The 20,963-nt window shown below is 68.7% G+C and carries 17 protein-coding genes; 9 read left to right on the forward strand and 8 right to left on the reverse strand.

All coding sequences use genetic code 11. The features are described 5' to 3' along the window. Window positions 1-3: 3 nt before the first annotated feature. Together IE066_RS04930 and IE066_RS04935 are read right to left on the reverse strand one after the other, a co-directional pair. Complete coding sequence (locus IE066_RS04930; protein WP_189447367.1) at window positions 4-4,953, reverse strand: NAD-glutamate dehydrogenase; 4,950 nt, start codon at window positions 4,951-4,953, stop codon at window positions 4-6. Between the two features lie 138 nt (window positions 4,954-5,091). Beyond that, entirely contained in the window at window positions 5,092-6,276 is a 1,185-nt protein-coding gene (locus tag IE066_RS04935) for an acyl-CoA dehydrogenase family protein (protein ID WP_308427433.1), read from the reverse strand. A 121-nt stretch (window positions 6,277-6,397) separates the two neighbouring features. On the opposite strand from IE066_RS04935, the gene IE066_RS04940 reads away from it, so the two are divergent. Genes IE066_RS04940 through metH form a run of 3 tightly spaced genes read left to right on the forward strand, consistent with a single transcriptional unit; the run spans window position 6,398 to window position 11,228 of the window. Continuing rightward, on the forward strand, window positions 6,398-7,351 hold the full coding sequence (locus tag IE066_RS04940; protein WP_189447371.1) for an ArsR/SmtB family transcription factor: 954 nt from the start codon (window positions 6,398-6,400) through the stop codon (window positions 7,349-7,351). Then, entirely contained in the window at window positions 7,348-8,439 is a 1,092-nt protein-coding gene (locus tag IE066_RS04945; RefSeq protein WP_189447373.1) for a homocysteine S-methyltransferase family protein, read from the forward strand. The genes IE066_RS04940 and IE066_RS04945 overlap by 4 nt, the downstream gene beginning before the upstream one ends. 47 nt (window positions 8,440-8,486) lie before the next feature. Beyond that, window positions 8,487-11,228, forward strand: a complete 2,742-nt coding sequence (gene metH / locus IE066_RS04950; RefSeq protein ID WP_189447375.1) for a methionine synthase — start codon at window positions 8,487-8,489, stop codon at window positions 11,226-11,228. A 22-nt stretch (window positions 11,229-11,250) separates the two neighbouring features. Here metH and IE066_RS04955 read toward each other — a convergent pair whose 3' ends face one another. From IE066_RS04955 to bamJ (IE066_RS14935), 5 genes are read right to left on the reverse strand one after another with little or no spacing between them, the layout of a single operon-like run. Continuing rightward, a complete protein-coding gene (locus tag IE066_RS04955) occupies window positions 11,251-11,871 on the reverse strand; it encodes a DUF2058 domain-containing protein (RefSeq protein ID WP_189447377.1) in 621 nt (206 codons plus the stop codon). Between the two features lie 7 nt (window positions 11,872-11,878). Continuing rightward, window positions 11,879-12,109 (reverse strand): SlyX family protein, encoded by a 231-nt coding sequence (locus tag IE066_RS04960; protein WP_189447379.1) that lies wholly within the window; start codon window positions 12,107-12,109, stop codon window positions 11,879-11,881. Continuing rightward, window positions 12,106-13,443, reverse strand: a complete 1,338-nt coding sequence (locus IE066_RS04965) for a UDP-glucose dehydrogenase family protein (RefSeq protein ID WP_189447381.1) — start codon at window positions 13,441-13,443, stop codon at window positions 12,106-12,108. The genes IE066_RS04960 and IE066_RS04965 overlap by 4 nt, the downstream gene beginning before the upstream one ends. 31 nt (window positions 13,444-13,474) lie before the next feature. Next, complete coding sequence (gene bamJ, locus IE066_RS04970; RefSeq protein ID WP_189447383.1) at window positions 13,475-14,278, reverse strand: BamJ family beta-barrel-assembly machinery protein; 804 nt, start codon at window positions 14,276-14,278, stop codon at window positions 13,475-13,477. A 34-nt stretch (window positions 14,279-14,312) separates the two neighbouring features. Beyond that, complete coding sequence (gene bamJ, locus IE066_RS14935; protein WP_308427425.1) at window positions 14,313-15,299, reverse strand: BamJ family beta-barrel-assembly machinery protein; 987 nt, start codon at window positions 15,297-15,299, stop codon at window positions 14,313-14,315. A 178-nt stretch (window positions 15,300-15,477) separates the two neighbouring features. Between bamJ (IE066_RS14935) and IE066_RS04980 the strand changes: the two genes are divergently transcribed. The 6 genes from IE066_RS04980 to IE066_RS05005 all read left to right on the forward strand — a co-directional run bounded on the left by IE066_RS04980 (window position 15,478) and on the right by IE066_RS05005 (window position 19,453). Next, a complete protein-coding gene (locus IE066_RS04980) occupies window positions 15,478-15,717 on the forward strand; it encodes a hypothetical protein (protein WP_189447385.1) in 240 nt (79 codons plus the stop codon). A 3-nt stretch (window positions 15,718-15,720) separates the two neighbouring features. Continuing rightward, complete coding sequence (locus IE066_RS04985; protein ID WP_189447387.1) at window positions 15,721-16,092, forward strand: GntR family transcriptional regulator; 372 nt, start codon at window positions 15,721-15,723, stop codon at window positions 16,090-16,092. Then, window positions 16,089-16,976 carry an ABC transporter ATP-binding protein gene (locus tag IE066_RS04990; RefSeq protein WP_189447389.1) on the forward strand — a complete coding sequence of 296 codons (888 nt, stop codon included), beginning with the start codon at window positions 16,089-16,091 and terminating at the stop codon, window positions 16,974-16,976. Before IE066_RS04985 ends, IE066_RS04990 begins: the two co-directional genes overlap by 4 nt. Continuing rightward, window positions 16,973-17,974, forward strand: coding sequence for an ABC transporter permease (locus IE066_RS04995; protein WP_425488896.1), 1,002 nt, complete (start codon window positions 16,973-16,975; stop codon window positions 17,972-17,974). The genes IE066_RS04990 and IE066_RS04995 overlap by 4 nt, the downstream gene beginning before the upstream one ends. Before the next feature lie 175 nt (window positions 17,975-18,149). Then, entirely contained in the window at window positions 18,150-18,794 is a 645-nt protein-coding gene (locus IE066_RS05000) for a hypothetical protein (protein WP_189447391.1), read from the forward strand. A 23-nt stretch (window positions 18,795-18,817) separates the two neighbouring features. Then, entirely contained in the window at window positions 18,818-19,453 is a 636-nt protein-coding gene (locus IE066_RS05005; protein WP_189447394.1) for a DUF2884 family protein, read from the forward strand. Between the two features lie 73 nt (window positions 19,454-19,526). On the opposite strand, the gene IE066_RS05010 is transcribed toward IE066_RS05005, so the two are convergent. Beyond that, window positions 19,527-20,936 (reverse strand): class II fumarate hydratase, encoded by a 1,410-nt coding sequence (locus IE066_RS05010; protein WP_189447396.1) that lies wholly within the window; start codon window positions 20,934-20,936, stop codon window positions 19,527-19,529. Window positions 20,937-20,963: the final 27 nt, after the last annotated feature.

A 20,963-nucleotide genomic window follows, 5' to 3' on the forward strand; every position in this document is an offset into this window, starting at 1 on the left:
GCGTCAGGCGCCGGCGAGCTGCGCGAGTCGACGCACGGCCACCGACACGGTCGGATAGTCGAGCGACTTCTGGCTCGCCAGCTCCGACAGCATCGACAGCGTGAAGCGCAGGCTCGAATCGTCGCGCGCCAGCCAGGCGTCGATCTTCGCGTCGGCCGGCTTGCGCCCGCTCTCGGCGAGGATCTGGCCGACCAAGGCACGCTGCTGCGCCCCGAGTTCGTCGCGCAGCGAGCCGCGCGCGAGCGCCTGCCAGCGGCTGTCGACGGGCAATGCGTCGATCTGCTCGTACAGCCACGACAGATGCAGCGCGCTGCTCAGCGCGAAGTGCGCCTTGGTGACCTCCGGCGCCGCGAGCTTGCGCGCCTGCGCGATCTCGACGATGTCCATCGACGCGTCAAGCAGCGGCAGCGCGGCGAGCTGTTCGGCGAGGGCCGAGGGCAGCCCCTTGCGGCGCCACTCGGCCACGCGGGCATCGAACGAGGCACGCTGGTCGCCGGTCATGGCGGCGGCGAACGAGCTGCGCACGGCGCGGATGCCGTCGCCGTAGCGCGACACAGCGGCCTCGATCGCCGGGATCGCACCGGGGCGCGACAGCAGCCAGCGCGTCATCGAGCGCATGAGCTGCCAGATCGCCAGCAACGCGTCGATCTGCGATGCCTCCACCACCTTGCCGTCGAGCGCGTCGATCTGCGCCCACATGTCACGCGCTTCCAGCGCCTCGCGGGCGATGGTGTAGGCCTTGGCGATCTCAGCCGGCGAGCGCCCGGTGTCCTCCTGCATGCGCAGCACGAAGGTCGCGCCCATGCGGTTGACCATCGAGTTGGTCACGGCCGTCGCGATGATCTCGCGCTTGAGGCGGTGGCCCTCCATCTGCTTGGCGTACTTGTCCTGCAGCGGCTTCGGGAAATAGCGCACCAGCTCCTTGGAGAGGTACGGATCTTCCGGCACGTCCGACTGCACGAGCTGCGGGAACAGCACGAGCTTGCTGTAGGACAGCAGCACCGACAGCTCCGGACGCGTGAGGCCCTGGCCACGCGCCTTGCGCTCGGCGAACTCGGCGTCGGAGGGCAGGAACTCGATCTGGCGATCGAGCAGGCCCTGCGACTCGAGCGTGCGGATGAAGTGCTGCTTGGAGCCGAGGCGCGAGACCGACATGCGCTCCATCACCGACAGCGCCTGGTTCTGGCGGTAGTTGTCGGTGAGCACCAGCCCGGCGACCTCGTCGGTCATCGAAGCCAGCAGCTTGTTGCGCTGGTCGAGCGTGAGCTTCTTCTGCTGCACCACCGCGTTCAGCAGGATCTTGATGTTCACCTCGTGGTCCGAGGTATCCACGCCCGCCGAGTTGTCGATGAAGTCGGTGTTGAGCAGCACGCCGTGCTGCGCGGCCTCGATGCGGCCCAGCTGGGTGAGGCCGAGGTTGCCGCCCTCGCCCACGACCTTGCACCGCAGGTCGCGGCCGTCCACGCGCAGTGCGTTGTTGGCGCGATCGCCGACGTCGGCATGCGTCTCGCGACTGGACTTCACGTAGGTGCCGATGCCGCCGTTCCACAGCAGGTCGACCGGCGCGCGCAGGATCGCGCTCATCAGTTCCGTCGGGCTCATCGACGTGATGGAGGCATCGATGCCGAGTGCTTCCTTCACCGGCGGGCTCAGCGGGATCGACTTGGCGCTGCGCGGATACACGCCGCCGCCGTTGGTGATCAGCCTGGCGTCGTAATCTTCCCAGCTCGACCGCGGAAGCTTGAACAGGCGCTGGCGTTCCTTGAACGAGACGGCGGCATCCGGCGTCGGGTCCAGGAAGATGTGGCGGTGGTCGAACGCGGCCACGAGGCGGATGTGCTTGCTCAGCAGCATGCCGTTGCCGAACACGTCGCCCGACATGTCGCCGATCCCGACGCAGGTGAAGTCCTGCTTCTGCGAATCGCGGCCCATGGCGCGGAAGTGGCGCTTCACCGACTCCCAGCCGCCGCGCGCGGTGATGCCCATGCCCTTGTGGTCATAGCCCACCGAACCGCCCGAGGCGAACGCGTCGTCGAGCCAGAAACCATGCTCGCGCGCGATGCCGTTGGCGATGTCGGAGAACGTCGCCGTGCCCTTGTCGGCGGCGACGACCAGGTAGGGATCGTCGTCGTCGTAGCGCACCACGTCGTCGGGCGCGACGATGCGGCCGCCGACGATGTTGTCGGTGATGTCGAGCAGCCCGTTGATGAACATCCTGTAGCAGGCCACGCCCTCGGCCTGCATCGCGTCGCGGTCGCCCGCGGCCGGCGGGCGCTTGACGATGAAGCCGCCCTTCGAGCCGACCGGCACGATGACGGTGTTCTTCACCATCTGCGCCTTGACCAGGCCCAGCACCTCGGTACGGAAGTCCTCGCGGCGATCGGACCAGCGCAGGCCACCGCGCGCGACCGGGCCGAAGCGCAGGTGCACGCCTTCGACGCGCGGGCCGCAGACGAAGATCTCGCGGTACGGACGCGGCTTCGGGAGGTCCGGCACCCTCGACGAGTCGAACTTGTAGCTGACGTAGCCGGTGGTCGCGCCGCCGCGGCCCGCTTGGTAGTAGCTGGTGCGCAGCGTCGCTTCGATCGCGCCCATGAAGCTGCGCAGGATGCGGTCCTCGTCGAGGCTCGACACGCGGTCCATCAGGCCGCGCAGCGTGTCGCGCGCCGCCTGCGCCTGCGCATCGCGCTTGCCGGCGCGGGCGTCGATCACCGGCGCGACGGCAGCGGCGAGCGCCGCGTCGCCAGCGGTCAGGCGTTCGAGCTGCGCCTGGAACTTCTCCATGCCGGCGCGGATCTCGGCCTTGCTCTCCTTGCCCGTGGTCGGGTCGAAGCGCGCCTCGAACAGTTCGACGAGCAGGCGTGCCAGGAGCGGATAGCGCGACAGCGTCTGCTCCATGTAGGCCTGCGAGAAGGTCACACCCACCTGAAGCAGGTACTTGCAGTAGGCGCGCAGCATGGCAACCTGCCGCCACGACAGGCCGGCGGCCAGGATGAGTCGGTTGAAACCGTCGTTCTCCGCCTGCCCGCGCCAGATGGCGGCGAAGGCTTCCTCGAAGTCGACGTCGATCTCGCTGACCTCGAGCGAGCGCGGGTACTCGACCTCGAAGTCCTGGATGAAGAACACGCTGCCCGCCGCCTCGATGCGATAGGGGTGCTCGGAGATGACGCGCAGGCCCATGTTCTCCATCATCGGCAGCGCATCCGACAGCGGGATGTCATCGCCCTGGCGATAGAACTTGAAGCGCAGGCCGCCTTGCTGGCTGCAGTACAGGCTCAGCCGCAGGTCGTCCGGGCCGGCGAGCGCGGCGAGGTTCTCGACGTCGTTCGCGGCGACTTCGGCCGACACGTTCTCGATGTAGCCGGCCGGGAGCGCGCGGCCGTAAGCATTGGCCAACGGCAGGCCCTTGCCTTCGCCGTGGCGCGCGATCAGCGCGTCGCGCAGGTCGTCGGCCCAGTTGCGCACGATGCGCGCCAACTGCGCCTCGATCGCCGCCACGTCGACTTCCGCCATCGTGCCCGAGTGGCCGTCCACCGGCTTCGGCCGGATCATGATGTGCAGCTGCGCCAGCGGCGATTCGCCGAGCTGCACCGAAGAATCGACGTGGTCGGAGTTCAACGCCTCCTTGAGCATCGTCTCGATGCGCAGTCGCACTTCGGTGTTGAAGCGGTCGCGCGGAATGTAGACCAACGCGGAGTAGAAGCGCCCGTAGCGGTCGCGCCGCAAGAAGATGCGGCTGCGCACGCGTTCCTGCAGGCCCAGCACGCCCATGGAGGTGCGGAACAGCTCCTCTTCGCTCGACTGGAACAGCTCGTCGCGCGGCAACGTCTCGAGGATGTGCTTGAGCGCCTTGCCGCTGTGGCCGTCGGTCGGCAGGCCGGAGCGGTCCATGACGTGCTCGTAGCGGCGACGCACCACGGGGATGTCCCAGGGGCGACGGTTGTACGCGCTGGAGGTGAACAGGCCGAGGAAACGTTCCTCGCGAACCGGCTTGCCGGACTTGTCGAAGCTGAGGACGCCGATGTAGTCCATGTAGCCGCGGCGATGGACGGTGGCGCGCGCATTCGTCTTGGTCAGGATCAGCGCGTCGGCTGCACCGCCGCCCTCGACGTTGTGCGCGCCGAGCGTCGACACCGCGCGCGGCTTGCCGCGCTCCTCGCCTCGCAGCAGGCCGAGGCCCGTGCCGGACACCGCGCACAGCACGTCCTCCTTGCCCTGGCGAACCACTTCGTACTCGCGGTAGCCGAGGAAGGTGAAGTGGTTGTCCGCCGCCCAGCGCAGGAACTGCTGCGTCTCATGCAGGGCTTCGCCTTCCAGCGGCGACTTGCGGCCGCCGAGGTCCTCCGCGACTTCGAGCATCTTGTCCTGCATCGCCGACCAGTCGGCGACGATCGCGCGCACGTCATCGAGCACGTGGAGGATGGCCGTCTCGATCTCGGCCATCTCCTCCGCGCTCTGGCGATCGATCTCCAGGTGCATGAACGATTCGGCCACGCCCTCGCCGACGCCGGTGAGGCGGCCGCCGCGGTCGCGCGTCACCTTCACGACCGGGTGGCCAAGCACGTGCACGGCGATGCCGCGCTCGGCGAGCGCCAGCGTCACCGAATCGACCAGGAACGGCATGTCGTCGTTGGCGACCTGCAGCACCGTATGCGCGGATTCCCAGCCGTTCGCGCGCAGCGTCGGGTTGAACAGGCGCACCAGCGGCGCGCCGGGCTTGCGCGTGCGGATGAAGTCGAGGAAGCCCGCGGCCAGCGAGGCCCAGGCCTCCGCCGAGTGCTGCGGGAATTCGTCGGCGGTCATGCGCTTGTAGAACACGCGGGTAAAGGCCTCGCCCAGCGCCTGCTGGGCCTTCGGCAGGCGGTGGCCGAGCACGGCGACGATCTGGTCGAGCGCGGCCGCGTCCTGCTTCACTTTGCGGCTGCGGGCGGCGGGGGTGCGTTTGGTGGTCATGGCGAGTTTGGCTCCCTGTACCGGCTTCCGTACGCCGGCGTTCGGACACCTGAGAAAGGAAACGCCGGCGTCGGCATCGCGCGCGGGACGGGGCCCGTGCAGCGATGCCGAATCGCCGGCGAACGGCTCATCGTGGGCTCAGCGCAGGCCCGTCTCGTTCCGGGCGATCACGAGGCGCTGGATCTCGCTCGTGCCTTCGTAGATCTCGGTGATCTTCGCGTCGCGGAAGTAACGCTCGATCGGCATCTCCTTCGAATAGCCCATGCCGCCGTGGATCTGGAGCGCCTGGTGGGTGATCCACATGGCCGCTTCCGAGGCGGTGAGCTTGGCGACGGCCGCTTCGGTGCTGAAGCGCGCGCCGCCCTTGTCGTACTCGCCCTTCTGCCAGGCGGCACGCAGCGTGAGCAGCGTGGCGGCGTCGAGCTTGCACTTCATGTCGGCGATCTTCGCCTGCGTCATCTGGAATGTGCCGATCGGCGCGCCGAAGGCCTTGCGCTCCTTGACGTACGCAAGCGTCGCCTCGTATGCCGCGCGGGCGATGCCGATAGCCTGCGACGCGATCCCGATGCGGCCGGCATCGAGCACGCTCATCGCGATCTTGAAGCCCTCGCCTTCCTGGCCGAGCACCTCGTTCGGCTGCACGATGTAGTCGTTGAACTCGATCTCGCAGGTGGCCGACGCGCGGATGCCGAGCTTGGGCTCGGTCTTGCCGCGACCGAAGCCGTCACGCGTGGTGTCGATCATGAAGGCGGTGATGCCGCGCGCGCCCTTCTCGGCGTCGGTCATCGCGAACAGCACGATGTACTTCGCGACCGGGCCGGAGGTGATCCAGCTCTTCTTGCCGTTGACGACGAAGGTACCGTCAGCCTGCCTGGTCGCCTTGCAGCGCATGGCGGTGGCGTCGGAACCCGACTGCGGTTCGGTCAGCGCGAACGCGCCGATCTCGCGGCCTTCGGCGATCGCACGCACGTAGAGCTGCTTCTGCTCCTCGGTGCCGTACTTGAGGATGCCGTTGCAGAACAGCGAGTTGTTGACCGACATGATCGTCGAGTGAGCGGCATCGGCCGCGGCGATCTCGATCATCGCCAGCACGTAGCTGACCGGGTCCATGCCGGCGCCGCCGTACTCGGCCGGCACCTCGATGCCCATCAGTCCGTTCTCGCCCAGCGTGCGGATGTTGTCGAGCGGGAACTCGCCCGAGCGGTCGAAGTGCTCGGCGCTCGGCGCGATCTTCTCCTGCGCGATGCGCCGCGCCACGTCCTGGATCATCAACTGCTCTTCGGTGAAGCGAAAATCCACGTCGGCACCTCGAATTGGACGAATGACTGCAAAGCCCGCGAATTGTACCGGCAATGCGCGTGCGGAAGACTCATCCGGCTTGACCCGCGACGGCCATACCGCCGAAACTCATCGCTCTATCGCGATACGTGGATAAAGCAGCCTCATGGACCTCGAAGCCTGGTCGGGCCAGCTCAAGACCTTCGCCGACGCCACGCGCGTGCGTCTGTTGGCCTTGCTGGAGGGCGAAGAGCTGACGGTCGCCGAGCTTTCGGCCATCACCCGACTCGCGCAGCCGCGCGTCTCCACCCACCTCGCGCGGCTGAAGGAAGCAGGCCTGGTGCGCGACCGCCGCGCCGGCGTGTCGGCCTATTACCGCTTCGACGAGGACACCCTCGATCCGGCGCAGCGCTCGCTGTGGCGAATGCTGCGCGACGGCAGCGACGACCCGCTGCTGCGCCAGGACGCCGAGCGCGTACCGGGCGTGCTGGCTGCGCGTGCGGTCGAACAGAACTGGGCGGACACCGTCGCTGGCGACATGGAGCGGCACTATTCGCCGGGCCGCACCTGGGAAGCGCTCGCGCGCTCGGCACTGCCGCTTATGGAAACCGGCGACGTGCTGGACATCGCGTCCGGCGACGGCGTGCTCGCCGAACTGATCGCGCCGCACTCGCACCGCTACGTCTGCCTGGATGCCAGCAGCAAGGTGGTGATGGCCGCGTCCGAGCGCCTGCGCCGCCTGGGCAATGTCGAAGTGCACGAGGGCGACATGCACGCGCTGCCGTTCGACGATGGCAGCTTCGATCTCGTGGTGCTGATGCACGCGCTCACCTATGCCGACGAGCCCGCGAAGGCCGTCGCCGAGGCCGCGCGCGTGCTGCGACCGGGTGGCCGCCTATTGCTCACCAGCCTCGCCAAGCACGAGCACCGCGCCGTTGTGGACGCCTACGGGCACGTGAACCTCGGCTTTTCCGAGCGCGAGCTGCAGCGGTTCGCCACCCGCGCCGGCATGTCGGTCCAGGGCAGCGGCGTGGTGACACGCGAGCGGCGGCCCCCGCATTTCGAAGTGATCTCGGTGATCGCCCGTCGACCGGACGCACCCGCGAAGGAGGCACGATGATCACCCTTCCCTGGCTTCATCCGCAGCGCGCGACCGCGCTCGCACGGCTGCTCGCCGAGCGCGTTCTCGTGCTCGACGGCGCGATGGGCACGATGATCCAGCAGCACGCGCTGTCGGAAGCGGACTACCGCGGCGAGCGCTTCGCCGCAGGTTTCGACTCGGCACAGGCGGCCGCGCACGCACACGGCCCCGACTGCGGTTGCGCGCGCGACCAGCGCGGTAACAACGATCTGCTCAGCCTCACCCGCCCCGGGATCATTGCCGGCATCCACCGCGAATACCTCGAGGCGGGCGCCGACCTCGTCGAGACCAATACCTTCAACTCCACCTCGATCGCGCTGGCCGACTACGGCCTGTCGCACCTCGCGCGCGAGCTCAACGAAGTCGGCGCACGGCTCGGGCGCGAGGTCTGCGACCAGGTCGAGCGCGCAACGGGACAGCCGCGCTTCGTGGTCGGCGTGCTCGGTCCGACCAACCGCACAGCCTCGCTGAGCCCCGACGTCAACCGGCCGGGGTATCGCGCCGTCACCTTCGACGAGCTGCGCGACGCGTACCGAGACGCGGCGGATGGCCTGATCGACGGCGGCGCCGACGTGCTGATGGTCGAGACCATCTTCGACACGCTCAACGCCAAGGCCGCGCTGTTCGCGATCGAGGAAGCCTTCGACGCACGCGGCGCCCGGCTGCCGATAATGATCTCCGGCACGATCACCGACGCTTCGGGCCGGACGCTGTCGGGCCAGACCGCGGAAGCGTTCTGGTACTCGGTGCGGCACGCACGTCCGCTCGCCATCGGGCTCAATTGCGCGCTCGGCGCGAAGGAGCTGCGCGTGCACGTCGACGTACTCGCCCAGGTGGCCGATGCCTACGTCAGCGCGCATCCCAATGCGGGCCTGCCCAACGCGTTCGGCGGTTACGACGAAACGCCCGAGGACATGGCCGCGGTCATCGGCGAATTCGCGCACGCGGGCCTCGTCAATCTCGTCGGCGGCTGCTGCGGCACCACGCCGGCGCACATCCGCGCCATCGCGGAGGCCGTACGCGGCCTCGCGCCCCGCGCACTGCCGGCGCTGCAGAGCGCTGCCTGATCCTCAATTTGCGTGCCCCTCGCCTGCGCGGGCCGAAGACGAGATCGATGAAACCACTCCATCGCCATACCCGCCTCGCCGGCCTCGAACCGCTCGTGGTGACGCCCGAATCGAACTTCATCAACGTCGGCGAGCGCACCAACGTCACGGGCTCGGCGCAGTTCAAGAAGCTGATTCTCGAGGGGCGACTGGACGAAGCCGTCGTAGTGGCCCGCCAGCAGGTCGAGAACGGCGCGCAGGTCATCGACGTCAACATGGACGAGGGCCTGCTCGACTCCGAGAAGGCGATGGTCGAATTCCTCAACCTGATCGCCGCGGAGCCCGACATCGCGCGCGTGCCGGTGATGGTCGACAGCTCGAAATGGAGCGTGATCGAGGCGGGCCTCAAGTGCCTGCAGGGCAAGGGCATCGTCAACTCGATCTCGCTCAAGGAGGGCGAGGCCGAGTTCCTGCGACAGGCGCGCCTGGTGCGGCGCTACGGCGCCGCGGTGGTCGTCATGGCATTCGACGAGCAGGGCCAGGCGGACACGCTGCCACGGAAAGTGGAGATCTGCTCGCGGGCCTATGCGCTGCTGACCGACGAGGTCGGGTTCGCGCCCGAGGACATCATCTTCGATCCCAACGTGTTCGCGATCGCCACGGGCATCGAGGAGCACGACAACTACGCGGTCGACTTCATCGAGGCCGCGCGTGAGCTGAAGCGACGGTTCCCGTACAGCCACGTGTCGGGCGGCGTGTCCAACGTGTCGTTCTCGTTCCGCGGCAACGAACCGGTGCGGCAGGCGATCCACGTCGTGTTCCTCTATCACGCGATCCGGGCGGGCATGGACATGGGCATCGTCAACGCGGGTGCCCTGCCCCTCTACGACGACCTCGACCCGGAACTGCGCGAGCGCGTCGAAGACGTCGTGCTCAACCGCCGGCGCGACGCCACCGAGCGGCTGCTCGAGATCGCCGACCGCTTCAAGGGAAAGAAGGGCGAGAAGAAGGTCGAGGATCTGCGCTGGCGCGAAAAGCCTGTTGGCGACCGCCTCGCGCACGCACTGGTGCACGGCATCGACGCCTTCGTCGAGACGGACGTCGAGGAGGCGCGCGCACAGGCCGCGCGTCCGCTCGACGTGATCGAAGGCCCGCTGATGGACGGCATGAACGTGGTCGGCGACCTGTTCGGCGCGGGTCGCATGTTCCTGCCGCAGGTGGTGAAGTCCGCGCGCGTGATGAAGAAGGCCGTCGCCTACCTGCTGCCCTTCATCGAGGCCGAGAAGCTGCGCAGCGGCGATACCGGGCGCTCGAACGGCCGCATCGTGCTGGCGACGGTCAAGGGCGATGTGCACGACATCGGCAAGAACATCGTCGGCGTGGTGCTGGCCTGCAACAACTTCGAGGTCATCGACCTCGGCGTGATGGTACCCGCGCAGACCATCCTCGATCGCGCGCGCGCCGAGAACGCCGATCTCATCGGTCTCTCCGGCCTGATCACGCCGTCGCTCGAGGAGATGAGCCACGTCGCGCGCGAGATGCAGCGCCAGGGGCTCGACATGCCGCTGCTGATCGGCGGTGCGACGACGTCACGCGCGCATACGGCGCTGAGGATCGACCCACATTACAAGGCGCCGACCGTCTGGGTGAAGGACGCCTCGCGCGCGGTCGGCGTCGCGCAGTCGCTGATCTCGGCCGACCTGCGCGATGCCTTCGTCGCCGCGAACGACGCTGACTTCGCCGAGATCCGCGAGCGCCATCGCACGCGCGGCGACGGCAAGCGCCTGATGCCGCTGGCGAAGGCACGCACGCAGCGCTTCGACGGCGGCTGGGACGCCTACGTGCCGCCGCGCCCGCGCGTCAGCGGCGTTCACGTGTTCGACGACTACCCGCTCGAGGACATCGTCGACACGATCGACTGGACGCCGTTCTTCAACACCTGGGAACTCGCCGGCCGCTATCCCGCGATCCTCGACGACGCGGTGGTCGGCGCGCAGGCGCGCGAGCTGTACCGCGACGCCCGGGAGATGCTCGACACGATCCTGCGCCAGCGCTGGCTGCGCGCGAAAGCGGTGTTCGGCCTGTGGCCCGCGAATTCCATTGGCGACGATGTGGACGTGCGCCTGCATGCCGGTGCGCCCGCCGACGTGCCGGGGCTTCGCCACGTCGTCCCGGCGTCCGACGACTCGACACGACGCCTGCACTTCCTGCGCCAGCAGGTCGACAAGCCGGCCGATCGGCCGGACTTCTGCCTCGCCGACTTCGTCGCGCCGGCCGACAGCGGCCGCGAGGACTGGATGGGCGCCTTCGCGGTGACGGCCGGGCTCGGCATCGAGCCGCACGTCGCGCGCTTCGAAGCCGACCACGACGACTACCGCGCCATCCTGCTGAAGGCGCTCGCCGACCGCCTCGCCGAGGCGCTGGCCGAGCGGCTGCACCTGCGCGTGCGCCGTGATTTCTGGGGTTATGCGGCCGACGAGTCGCTGGACAACGACGCGCTGATCGCCGAGCGCTACGTCGGCATCCGCCCGGCGCCAGGCTATCCGGCCTGCCCCGACCACAGCGAGAAGACGTCGCTGTTCGCGCTGCTCGACGCGCCGCGCAATGTCGGCATCGAGCTGACCGAGAGCTTCGCGATGTACCCCGCGTCCTCGGTGTCGGGCTACTACTTCAGCCACCCGAAGAGCCAGTACTTCGTTGTCGGGCGCGTGTCGAAGGAGCAGGTGGCCGACTACGCGCACCGCAAGGGCGTGGGCGTCGCGCAGGTGGAACGCTGGCTGGCGCCCAACCTCGATTACGACCCGGAGTGAGGCGGCGCCTGCCGCCCGTGCGTCACCAGACCAGGTCGTCGGGCACCTGGTACTGCGGATCGCTGTAGGGGTCGTCGCCGGCAGGCGCATCGGGATCGACCCTGAGCGCGACGCTGGGCGCGAAGATCGCCCCGGCCTCGGCGAGCACCTGCGCCGTCACCAGCACGTAGCGCCCGTCGAGCTGCACCACGCCGAGCTCGCCGGCGTTCAGTGCGCGAAGCTGCTCCGGGTTCACGTAGATCCGTTTGATCTTGCCGCCGTAGGGGAAATGGCGCGCGATGTCCGCGTCCTTGTCGTTGAGCGCCTTGTCCTTGAGGAACTCGCTGAGCTTCGCCCGCGCCTCTCGACGCTGGCGGGCCTCTTCCTGGCGTGCGGCCTCGGCGGCGATGCGTTCTTCCTTTTCGCGCTGCGCGCGAATCGCATAGGCCTTGGCGAGATCGATCTCGTCCTGCGTACGCGGACGGCCGCCGCCACGTCCGCGGCCGCCCTCGCGTGGGCCGCCCTTACCGGCGGGACGGCGCTCGTCGCGTCGCGGAGGCGCGCCCGGCTTCGAGCCGGGCCGCTGATCGCGCTTATCGGGTTTCGGGGTCGGCGCGGGCTTGAAGCCGAGGCCGAGGAGCTGGTCGCGCAGGCTGTCGCTCATGGGGGAATCAGTAGTGCGGCGGCGGCGGCTCGAGGCCCGGGTCGCCGGTGAGATCGGTGGAAAGGCCGGCGCGGATCTGGCGCAGCTCGTCGAGGGCGCGATGCAGCATCAACACCAGGCGCGCGTTTTCGGAGCGCAGGTCCGCGAGTGCGTCGCTGAGCTCGCCGAGCGAGTGTTCCTGGAACGCGAGGCGCGTCTCCAGTTCGACCAGGCGGTCGTCGAGTGTCGCGTCGCTCATGCCTGCACCGATCGGCCGCGGCCGATGCCGTAGTACGCGATGCCCGCGGCCTCGACCTCGTCCGGATGGTAGATGTTGCGCCCGTCGAACAGCACCGCGTCGGACAGCGTCGCCCGCAGGCGGGCGAAATCCGGGCTGCGGAACTGCTTCCATTCGGTGACCACGACCAGCGCATCGGCGTCGACCAACGCCGCGTTGGCGCTGTCGCAGAGCACGAGATCGTCGCGCTCGCCGAAGATGCGCTGCGTTTCGCGTCTCGCCTCGGGATCGTAGGCGCGCACGCGCGCGCCGGCGTCCCAGAGCTGCTGCAGCAGCACACGGCTCGATGCCTCGCGCATATCGTCCGTATTGGGCTTGAACGCGAGGCCCCAGACCGCGAACGTGCGGCCGGCGATGTCGCCGTCGTAATGGCGCCGGATCAGTTCGAACAGGTGGTGCTTCTGGCGTTCGTTGACGCCTTCCACCGCCTGTAGCAGCTCGGCGCGATACCCCACCTGCTGCGCGGTGCGCGCGAGCGCCTGCACGTCCTTGGGAAAGCACGAGCCGCCGTAACCGGCGCCCGGATAGATGAAATGCCAGCCGATGCGCGGGTCCGAACCGATGCCCTGCCGCACCATTTCAATGTCGGCGCCCACGCGCTCGGCGATGTTCGCCATCTCGTTCATGAAGGAGATCTTGGTGGCGAGCATCGCGTTCGCGGCGTACTTGGTCAGTTCCGCCGAGCGCACGTCCATCACCACGATGCGTTCGTGGTTGCGGTTGAACGGCGCATACAGGCGCTTGAGGCGCTCGATGACATGCGCGTCACTGGCACCGATGACGATGCGGTCGGGCCGCATGAAATCGTTGACGGCGTCGCCTTCCTTGAGGAACTCGGGGTTCGACGCCACGCCGAACGTCACGTCGACGCCGCGCGCCTGCAGTTCCCCGGCGATCGTCTCGCGCACGCGGTCGGCGGTGCCGACCGGCACGGTCGACTTGTTGACGACGATGCCCGGACGGTCGAGATGACGGCCGATCGTGCGTGCGACCGCGAGCACGTACTGCAGGTCGGCGCTGCCGTCCTCGCCCGGCGGCGTGCCGACCGCGATGAAGATCACCTCCCCGCGTGCGATCGCCGCCGCGGCATCGGTCGTGAAGTCGAGGCGGCCCGCGGCGTGGTTGGAGCGCACCATCGGCGCAAGGCCGGGCTCGAAGATCGGGATCTCGCCGCGTTGCAGCGCGGCGACCTTGCCCTCGTCGATGTCGACGCAGACGACGTCGTGCCCGACGTCCGCCAGGCACGTGCCGGTGACCAGGCCGACGTAGCCGGTGCCGAAAATGGTGACGCGCATCGGCGGCTCCGTGTCCGTCGGCCGGTACGTATCAGCGGCCGACCGGTGCGCCGGCGCCGTTGGGCGCGCCGATACCGATCAGCTCGACGTCGAACACCAGCGTCGCGTTCGGCGGAATCGGGCCGCCCGGCGTGCCCTGCTCGCCATAGCCCTGCGAGGCCGGGATCCACAGGCGGTACTTGCTGCCGACCGGCATCAGCTGGATGCCTTCGCGCCAGCCCGGAACAACCTGCGCGAGCGGCAGCGTCGCCGGTCCGCCGTGGTCATACGAGCTGTCGAACTTGGTGCCGTCGAGCAGCGTGCCGGTGTAGTGCACGGTCACCGCGTCGTCGGCCTTCGGCTTCGGGCCCGTACCGGCCTTGAGCACCTGGTACTGCAGGCCGCTCGCAGTGGTCTGCACGCCGGCCGCCTTCGCGTTCTTGGCGAGGAATTCCTGGCCTTCCTTCGCGTTCTTCGTCGCCGCCTGCATCTGCTCGGCGATGCGCTTGGCCTGCAGCTTCTGCGCGAAGGCCTCGCGCACCTGCTGCGCCTGCGCTTCGTCCATCAACGGCTTGCCGCCTTCGATCGCGGTCTTGAGGCCCTTCTCGAGCGTGGCGAGGTCGATCTCATCCTTCACCTGCTTGAGCGTCTGGCCCATGTCGAGGCCGATCATGTAGCTGACACGCGCCTTCTCGTCCTTCAGGCCCGGGATGGCATTCGCGTCGGCGGCCTTGCCGGCGTCGGCGGCCTTGTCCGCCTTGTCGGCCGGGGCGGTCTTGTCGCTGCAGCCGGCGGCCGCGACGAGCGCGACGGCGAGCAGGCCGAGCGCGAGCGGGCGCTTCGTGGTGACGTTCATCGGAATTCCTTTTGGAAGGCGGCTTCGGCCGCGGTCAGGGCGCAATCGCCAGCAGTTCGACATCGAATACGAGCGTGGAGTTCGGGCCGATCTGCGCGCCCGCGCCCTTTTCGCCATAGGCGAGCTCGGACGGGATCCAGAAACGGTACTTGGCGCCGACCGGCATCATCGAAACGCCCTCGGTCCAGCCGGGAATGACCTGGTTGAGCATGAACTCGACCGGCTGCCCGCCGTTCTTATCGTACGAGCTGTCGAAGACGGTGCCATCGAGCAGCGTGCCGTGGTAGTTCACGCGGACGCGGTCGCTCGGCTTCGGACGTGCGCCCGAGCCCTGGCGCAGCACCATGTACTGCAGGCCGGAGCCGGTGGTGAACACGCCCTTCTTCGTCTTGTTCTCGGCAAGGAACTTCTGACCCGCGTCGCGATTCGCGGTCGACTCGCCCGCGCGCTTGGCTTCCATCTTCTGCTTCACCATCGCGGTGAATTCGTTGTGGACTGCCGTGCGGGTGGCTTCGTCGAGCACCGGTGCCTGGCCGGCGAGCAGGTCGCCGAGTGCGCGGTAGACGATCGGCAGGTCGATCTCGTCCTTGATGCCGACCAGCGACGGGCCGAGGTCCATCGACACGAGGCGGCCGACCTCCTGCTTCGACACGTCCGGCGCCTTTGGCGCCTTGGGATCGCGACGCGCGGCGATGCGCTGCACCAGCAATTGGTTGAGTTCCATCGCGCGCTCGCGCGTCAACATCGGCGGCTTGCCGTCGATGAGGTTCTGCACGCCTTCACGGAAGCTGGCGAGGTCGAAGTCCGGCGCGATCGGCGTGAGCATCTGCGACAGCTCGTAACCGACGACGTAGCTCGCCTTCTGCCGCGGGGTGGCCAGCGACTGCGCGGTGATCGGTGCGGCGGCCGCTTCGGCGGCACGCGGCGCGGCCGGCGCCTTCGGGCTGGCCTGCGGCGCGGCGACCGCGACGGCGGCGGTGGTGGCGAGCAGCGCGGCAAGACCGCGTGCGGACATCTTCATCTACGGCTCCTGGGCGACGCCGGTCGGCGCGAGGGGCCCGTATTGTCGCGGGCCGTACTGAACCGGGCAAATCCGCCGTTCCGGGCCTATGCCATCAGTTGGGTAGCCGGCAGTTGACCTCCGCCATTTGGGTGTTATAGTTGCCTACAACACCGGTCTACCAACGAGGATGTTTGCCATGAGCCGCAAGCTCCGAAACAACCTGAATGCCCTGGTGATGACAGCGGCGCTGTGCGCGACCGGTGCCTTCGCCGTCGCGGCCACGCCTTTCGCCGCGGCGCCCGTTCTCGACGCCCCCGCAGCGGAGTTGGCCGCCGCCACGGTCGCCGCGGACGGCACCGTCCGCAAGCCGCTGCGAACCAGCCGCATCCGCCACGCGCTGGCGATGCCCTACTTCTCCTTCCTTCCGAGGGGCTGATCCATGGCCGCCATCCAATGGAGCGACGGCGCTCCGATCTATCGCCAGCTCAAGGAGCGTGTCATCGCGATGATGCTCGATGGGCTCCTGAAGCCGGGCGATCCGCTGCCCTCCGTGCGCCAGGTCGCCGCGGAGTACCAGCTGAACCCGATTACCGTGTCGCGGGCCTACCAGGAGCTCGCCGACGAAGCACTGGTCGAAAAACGCCGAGGACTGGGCATGTACGTCACCGAAGAAGCCGCCAAGAAGCTGCTGGTCAACGAACGCGAGCGTTTCCTCACGGAAGAGTGGCCGCAGGTGATGGAACGCATCGCCCGCCTGGGTCTCCGCCTCGACGAACTGATGGCCGCCGGCCGCAAGGAAGGCATGCAATGAACGCGCAGGTCGCCCCGTCCTCCCAGGCCTCCGTGGTCCGCGCCCGCGGGCTCCGCAAGGTCTACAAGAACAAGGTGGCGCTCGACGGCACCTCGTTCGAGATCCCCGCAGGTCGCATCGTCGGCCTGATCGGTCCGAACGGCGCCGGCAAGACCACCGCCCTCAAGGCCATGCTCGGCCTGACGCCGTTCGACGGCGAGATGAGCGTGCTCGGCCGCGACCCGCGCACCCAGCGCGACGACCTCATGCAGGACGTCTGCTTCATCGCCGACGTGGCCGTGCTGCCGCGCTGGATCAAGGTGAAGGAAGCGATCGAGTTCGTCGCCGGCGTGCACCCGCGCTTCGACATGGCCCGTTGCGAGCGCTTCCTCGCCGGCACGCAGCTCAAGCCGAACCTCAAGGTTCGCGAGATGAGCAAGGGCATGATCGTGCAGCTGCACCTGGCGCTGGTGATGGCCATCGACGCCAAGCTGCTGGTGCTCGACGAGCCCACGCTCGGCCTGGACATCCTCTACCGCAAGCAGTTCTACCAGCGCCTGCTGGAGGACTACTTCGACGAGGAGAAGACGATCATCGTCACCACTCACCAGGTGGAGGAGATCGAGCACATCCTCACCGACGTGCTGTTCATCCGCGACGGGCGCATCACGCTCGACGCGTCCATGGACACGCTGGGCGAGCGGTACGTCGAAGTGCTGGTGGATGCGGGCCAGGTCGAGGCCGCCCGCGCCCTCAAGCCGGTGGACGAGCGCGCGCTGCCCTTCGGCAAGACCGTGATGCTGTTCGACGGCATGCCGTTCGACCGGCTCGAAACCCTCGGCGAAACCCGCACGCCGGGCCTGGCCGACCTGTTCGTCGCAACGATGAAGGGGACCTACGCATGAACGCGATGACCGAAACCCTGCCGCAGCGCCGCGCGGTCGCCGCGCCGCATGCCACGCACAAGTTCAAGCTGCTGCTCAAGCGCGAGTACTGGGAGCATCGTGGCGGCTTCTTCTGGGCGCCGGCGATCGCCGCCGGTATCACCCTGCTGTTCACGCTAATGGCGGCGGTGGGCGGCAGCATCTTCAAGCACCGCCACACCAACGAGATCGAGATGGCGGGCGCGGATCCGGGCGAGATCGCCCGGGTGCTCGGCGGCGTGGGCGACCTCGCGCTGCTCGGCGGCGTCGGCATCACCCTGATCGTGCTGGGCTTCGTGGTGTTCTTCTACTCGCTCGGTGCGCTCTACGACGACCGACGCGACCGCAGCGTGCTGTTCTGGAAGTCGCTGCCGGTCTCGGATGCGAGCACGGTCGGCGCGAAGGTGGCCTGGGCACTGGCGCTTGCCCCGCTGATCGCGGTCGGCATCGGCCTGCTGCTCGGCGGCGCCAGCTGGGTCATCGCGGCTCTCACCACGTCCATCAACGGCCTGCCCGGCGCGAGCGGCATCTTCACCTACTCGCATCCGGTGCAACTGGTCGGCCACATCATCGCGATGATTCCGCTGTACGCGCTGTGGGCCCTGCCCGCCGTGGGCTGGCTGATGCTCTGCTCCGCCGCGGCGCGCTCCAAGCCCTTCCTGTGGGCGGTGATGGTGCCGGTGCTGGGCTGTGCCCTGGTCAGCTTCGCCAACGCGGTGATGAACCTCGGTGTGGACGTGGGCAAGCTCTGGTACGTCGTCGCTTACCGCGGCCTGGCCAGCGTCTTCCCGGCCACCTGGGTTCCGCTGGTGGAGTCCCGCATCGACCGCATCCATGGCCCGGAAGAGTTCGCCAACGTCGTCAATGCCGCACAGAACTGGTCGGTGGCCGGTACCGCGGACCTCTGGATCGGTGTGGTGGTGGGCGTGCTGATGATCCTTGCTGCGATCCGCCTCCGCCGCTGGCGGGATGAGGGGTGAGAGCAGGCCGCTAGCGCGGCACTGCCGCGCGGCCTGCCCGAACGCCCGGCGCCCAGCACCGGGCCGGGAACGACCTCCCCGCTCCGACGTAACCCAGACGAACCACGGCCACGGACGGCCCTGACACCCCCCACCCATCGCCCCTCGCCACCCCGAATCGAAAGCGAGCCCCGCCATGAAAGCCACCTACGTCGCCCCCCTGCTGCTCGCCGCCCTGCTGCCCCTCGCTGCGCATTCCGGCGAGCGCTCCGAGATCGGCCGCGAGCTCGACAAGGCGCGCATCGAGCTGCGGTCAGAACTGGCGCAGGAGCGCGCCAAGCTGGAAACCGAGAACCTGTCGCTCGGCGATTCGATGCAGTTCGGGAAGCGCGACCGCAAGGCCGCCGACAAGGCCACCGAGCGGCCGAAGGGCGAGATCACGCCGGCCGGCGACCTGTTGATCGACGGCCAGGCCGTCGCCATCGACGCGGCGCAGCGTCGACTGCTTCTCGATTACCGCGCCCAGGTGATCGGCGTCGCCCGGGCGGGCCTCGAGGCCGGCGAGAAGGCCGCGCTGGTGGCGCTCGACGCCACCGATATGTCGATGTTCGGGCTGATCGTCAGCGGCCTGACCGGCTCGCTCGAACGCCGCATCGAGAACACCGTCAAGAAGGAACTGCAGCCCGCGATCGTGCAGATCTGCCGCCGCCTGCCGCAGTTGCATGCGGCGCAGCAGTCGCTGGCCGCGAGCATTCCCGCCTTCCGCCCCTACGCCACCCTGCGCCGGGAGGACGTCGCCGACTGCGAGCGCGACGTCCAGCGCGACCTGGCGATGCGTTGAACCGAATATCTGGAGACCCTGCGATGAAGACCGTCCGCACCCTGCTCTGCGTCGCGCTCGTCGCGTCGCTCGCCGCCTGCCAGCAGAAGGCACCCGACACCGCGACGGCGACGCCGCAGGAGGATCCGGGGCTGATCGCGCGCAACGTCGAAGCGGCGATGGACAAGGGTCGCGAGAAGCTCGCGACCGAGAACATCACCATCAGCAACGACGGCCAGGGCAAGGCCGAGATCACGCCGCAGGGCGACCTGCTGATCGAAGGCCGCAAGGTCGAGATCGACGAGGGCCAGCGCCGCCTGCTGCTCGATTACCGCAACGAGGTCTCGGCCATCGCATCGGCCGGCATGGACGTCGGGACGGAGGGCGCCAAGCTCGCCACCAAGGCGGTGACCGAGGCCATCGGCGGCATCTTCAGCGGCAAGCCCGAGGAGATCGAAGCCCGCATCGAGGCGCAGGCGCAGGGCATCAAGGACAAGGCCCGCGCACTCTGCGACCGCCTGCCGCGCCTCTACGCGGCGCAGCAGAAGGTCGCCGCCGGCGTGCCCGACTTCGCGCCCTATGCCCGCATGACGCCGGACGACATCGACGACTGCCGCCGCGACATCGACAAGGACCTGCCCGGCAAGACCGAGGCCGAGGCCGCCGCGAACGCCGAGTAACGGCGACGCCGACGCGGCGACGTACCGACTTTCGGGCGCATCGGCATCCCCGGCCGCTGCGCCCGCCTCTTTGTCAGCCGCCGCCCGACATGCCTTCGCGGATGCCGCCTTCCGTGAGCGCCGCGGGATCGAGCAGCCGACGCAACCGGTCGCGCGGCATGCCGGTCTCCTCGGCGGCGACGTCCAGCACCGGCCGCCCTTCCTTGTAGGCGCGTTTGGCGATGGCCGCCGCCTTCTCGTAGCCGATCACCGGATTCAGTGCGGTGACCAGGATCGGATTGCGGTCCAGTGCCTCGCGCACGCGGTCGCGGCGCACCTCCAGTCCGGCGATGGCGCGGTCCGCCAGCAGGCGCGTCACGTTGGACAGCAGGCCGATCGAATCCAGCAGGTCGTAGGCGATCAGCGGCAGCATCACGTTGAGCTGGAAATTGCCGCTCTGGCCCGCGACGGTGATCGCGGTGTGGTGCCCCATCACCTGCGCGCAGACCATCGCGACCGCTTCCGGAATCACCGGATTCACCTTGCCCGGCATGATGGAGCTGCCCGGCTGCAGCGCCGGCAGTTCGATCTCACCGAGGCCGGCGAGCGGGCCGGAATTCATCCAGCGCAGGTCGTTGGCGATCTTCATCAGCGCGACGGCCAGCGCATTGAGCTGGCCCGACAGCTCCACCGCGTCGTCCTGCGATGCGATGCCCTCGAAGCGGTCGGCGGCCGGCTCGAAGCGAACGCCCGCGCGCCGGCCGACCGCCTTCGCCATCTGCTCGCCGAAGCGCGGATGCGCATTGATGCCCGTGCCCACGGCGGTGCCGCCGATCGGCAGGCGCCGCAGGCGCACGAGCGCGTCCTCGATGCGCATGCGCGCCGAATCCAGCTGCGAGGCCCAGGCGCCGAACTCCTGCGCGAAGCTCACCGGCATCGCATCCATCAGGTGCGTGCGGCCGGTCTTGGTGTATTTCGCCAGCGAACGGCCCTTCCTGGTGATCGTGGCCTGCAGGTGCTTGAGCGCCGGCAGCAAGTCGCGGGCGCAGGCGACGGTGGCCGACACGCGGATGGCAGTCGGGATGACGTCGTTCGAGCTCTGCCCGAGGTTGACGTGATCGTTCGGATGCACGCGCCGGCGGCTGTTCGACGCCAGGTGCGCGATCACCTCGTTGGCGTTCATGTTGCTCGACGTGCCGGAGCCGGTCTGGAACACGTCGATCGGGAAATGCGCGTCGAACTCGCCGTCGGCCACGCGCTGGCCCGCCTCGACGATCGCCTTCGCCACCGCCGCGTCCAGTAGCTTCAGCCGCCCGTTGACCTCGGCGGCCGAGGCCTTGATCAGCCCGAGCGCCTCGATGAAGCCGCGCGGCATCGGCTGGCCGGAGATCGGGAAGTTCTCGACGGCGCGCTGCGTCTGCGCGCCCCAGAGCGCGTCGGAGGGCACCTGCAGCTCGCCCATGCTGTCGTGTTCGATGCGGACCTGCGCGTCGTTCCGGACCATCGTCGCCTCCTGTTGATCGCGCGAGCC

Origin of the sequence: Cognatilysobacter xinjiangensis (assembly GCF_014651995.1) — a bacterium.
GTDB classification, from domain to species: Bacteria; Pseudomonadota; Gammaproteobacteria; order Xanthomonadales; family Xanthomonadaceae; genus Cognatilysobacter; species Cognatilysobacter xinjiangensis.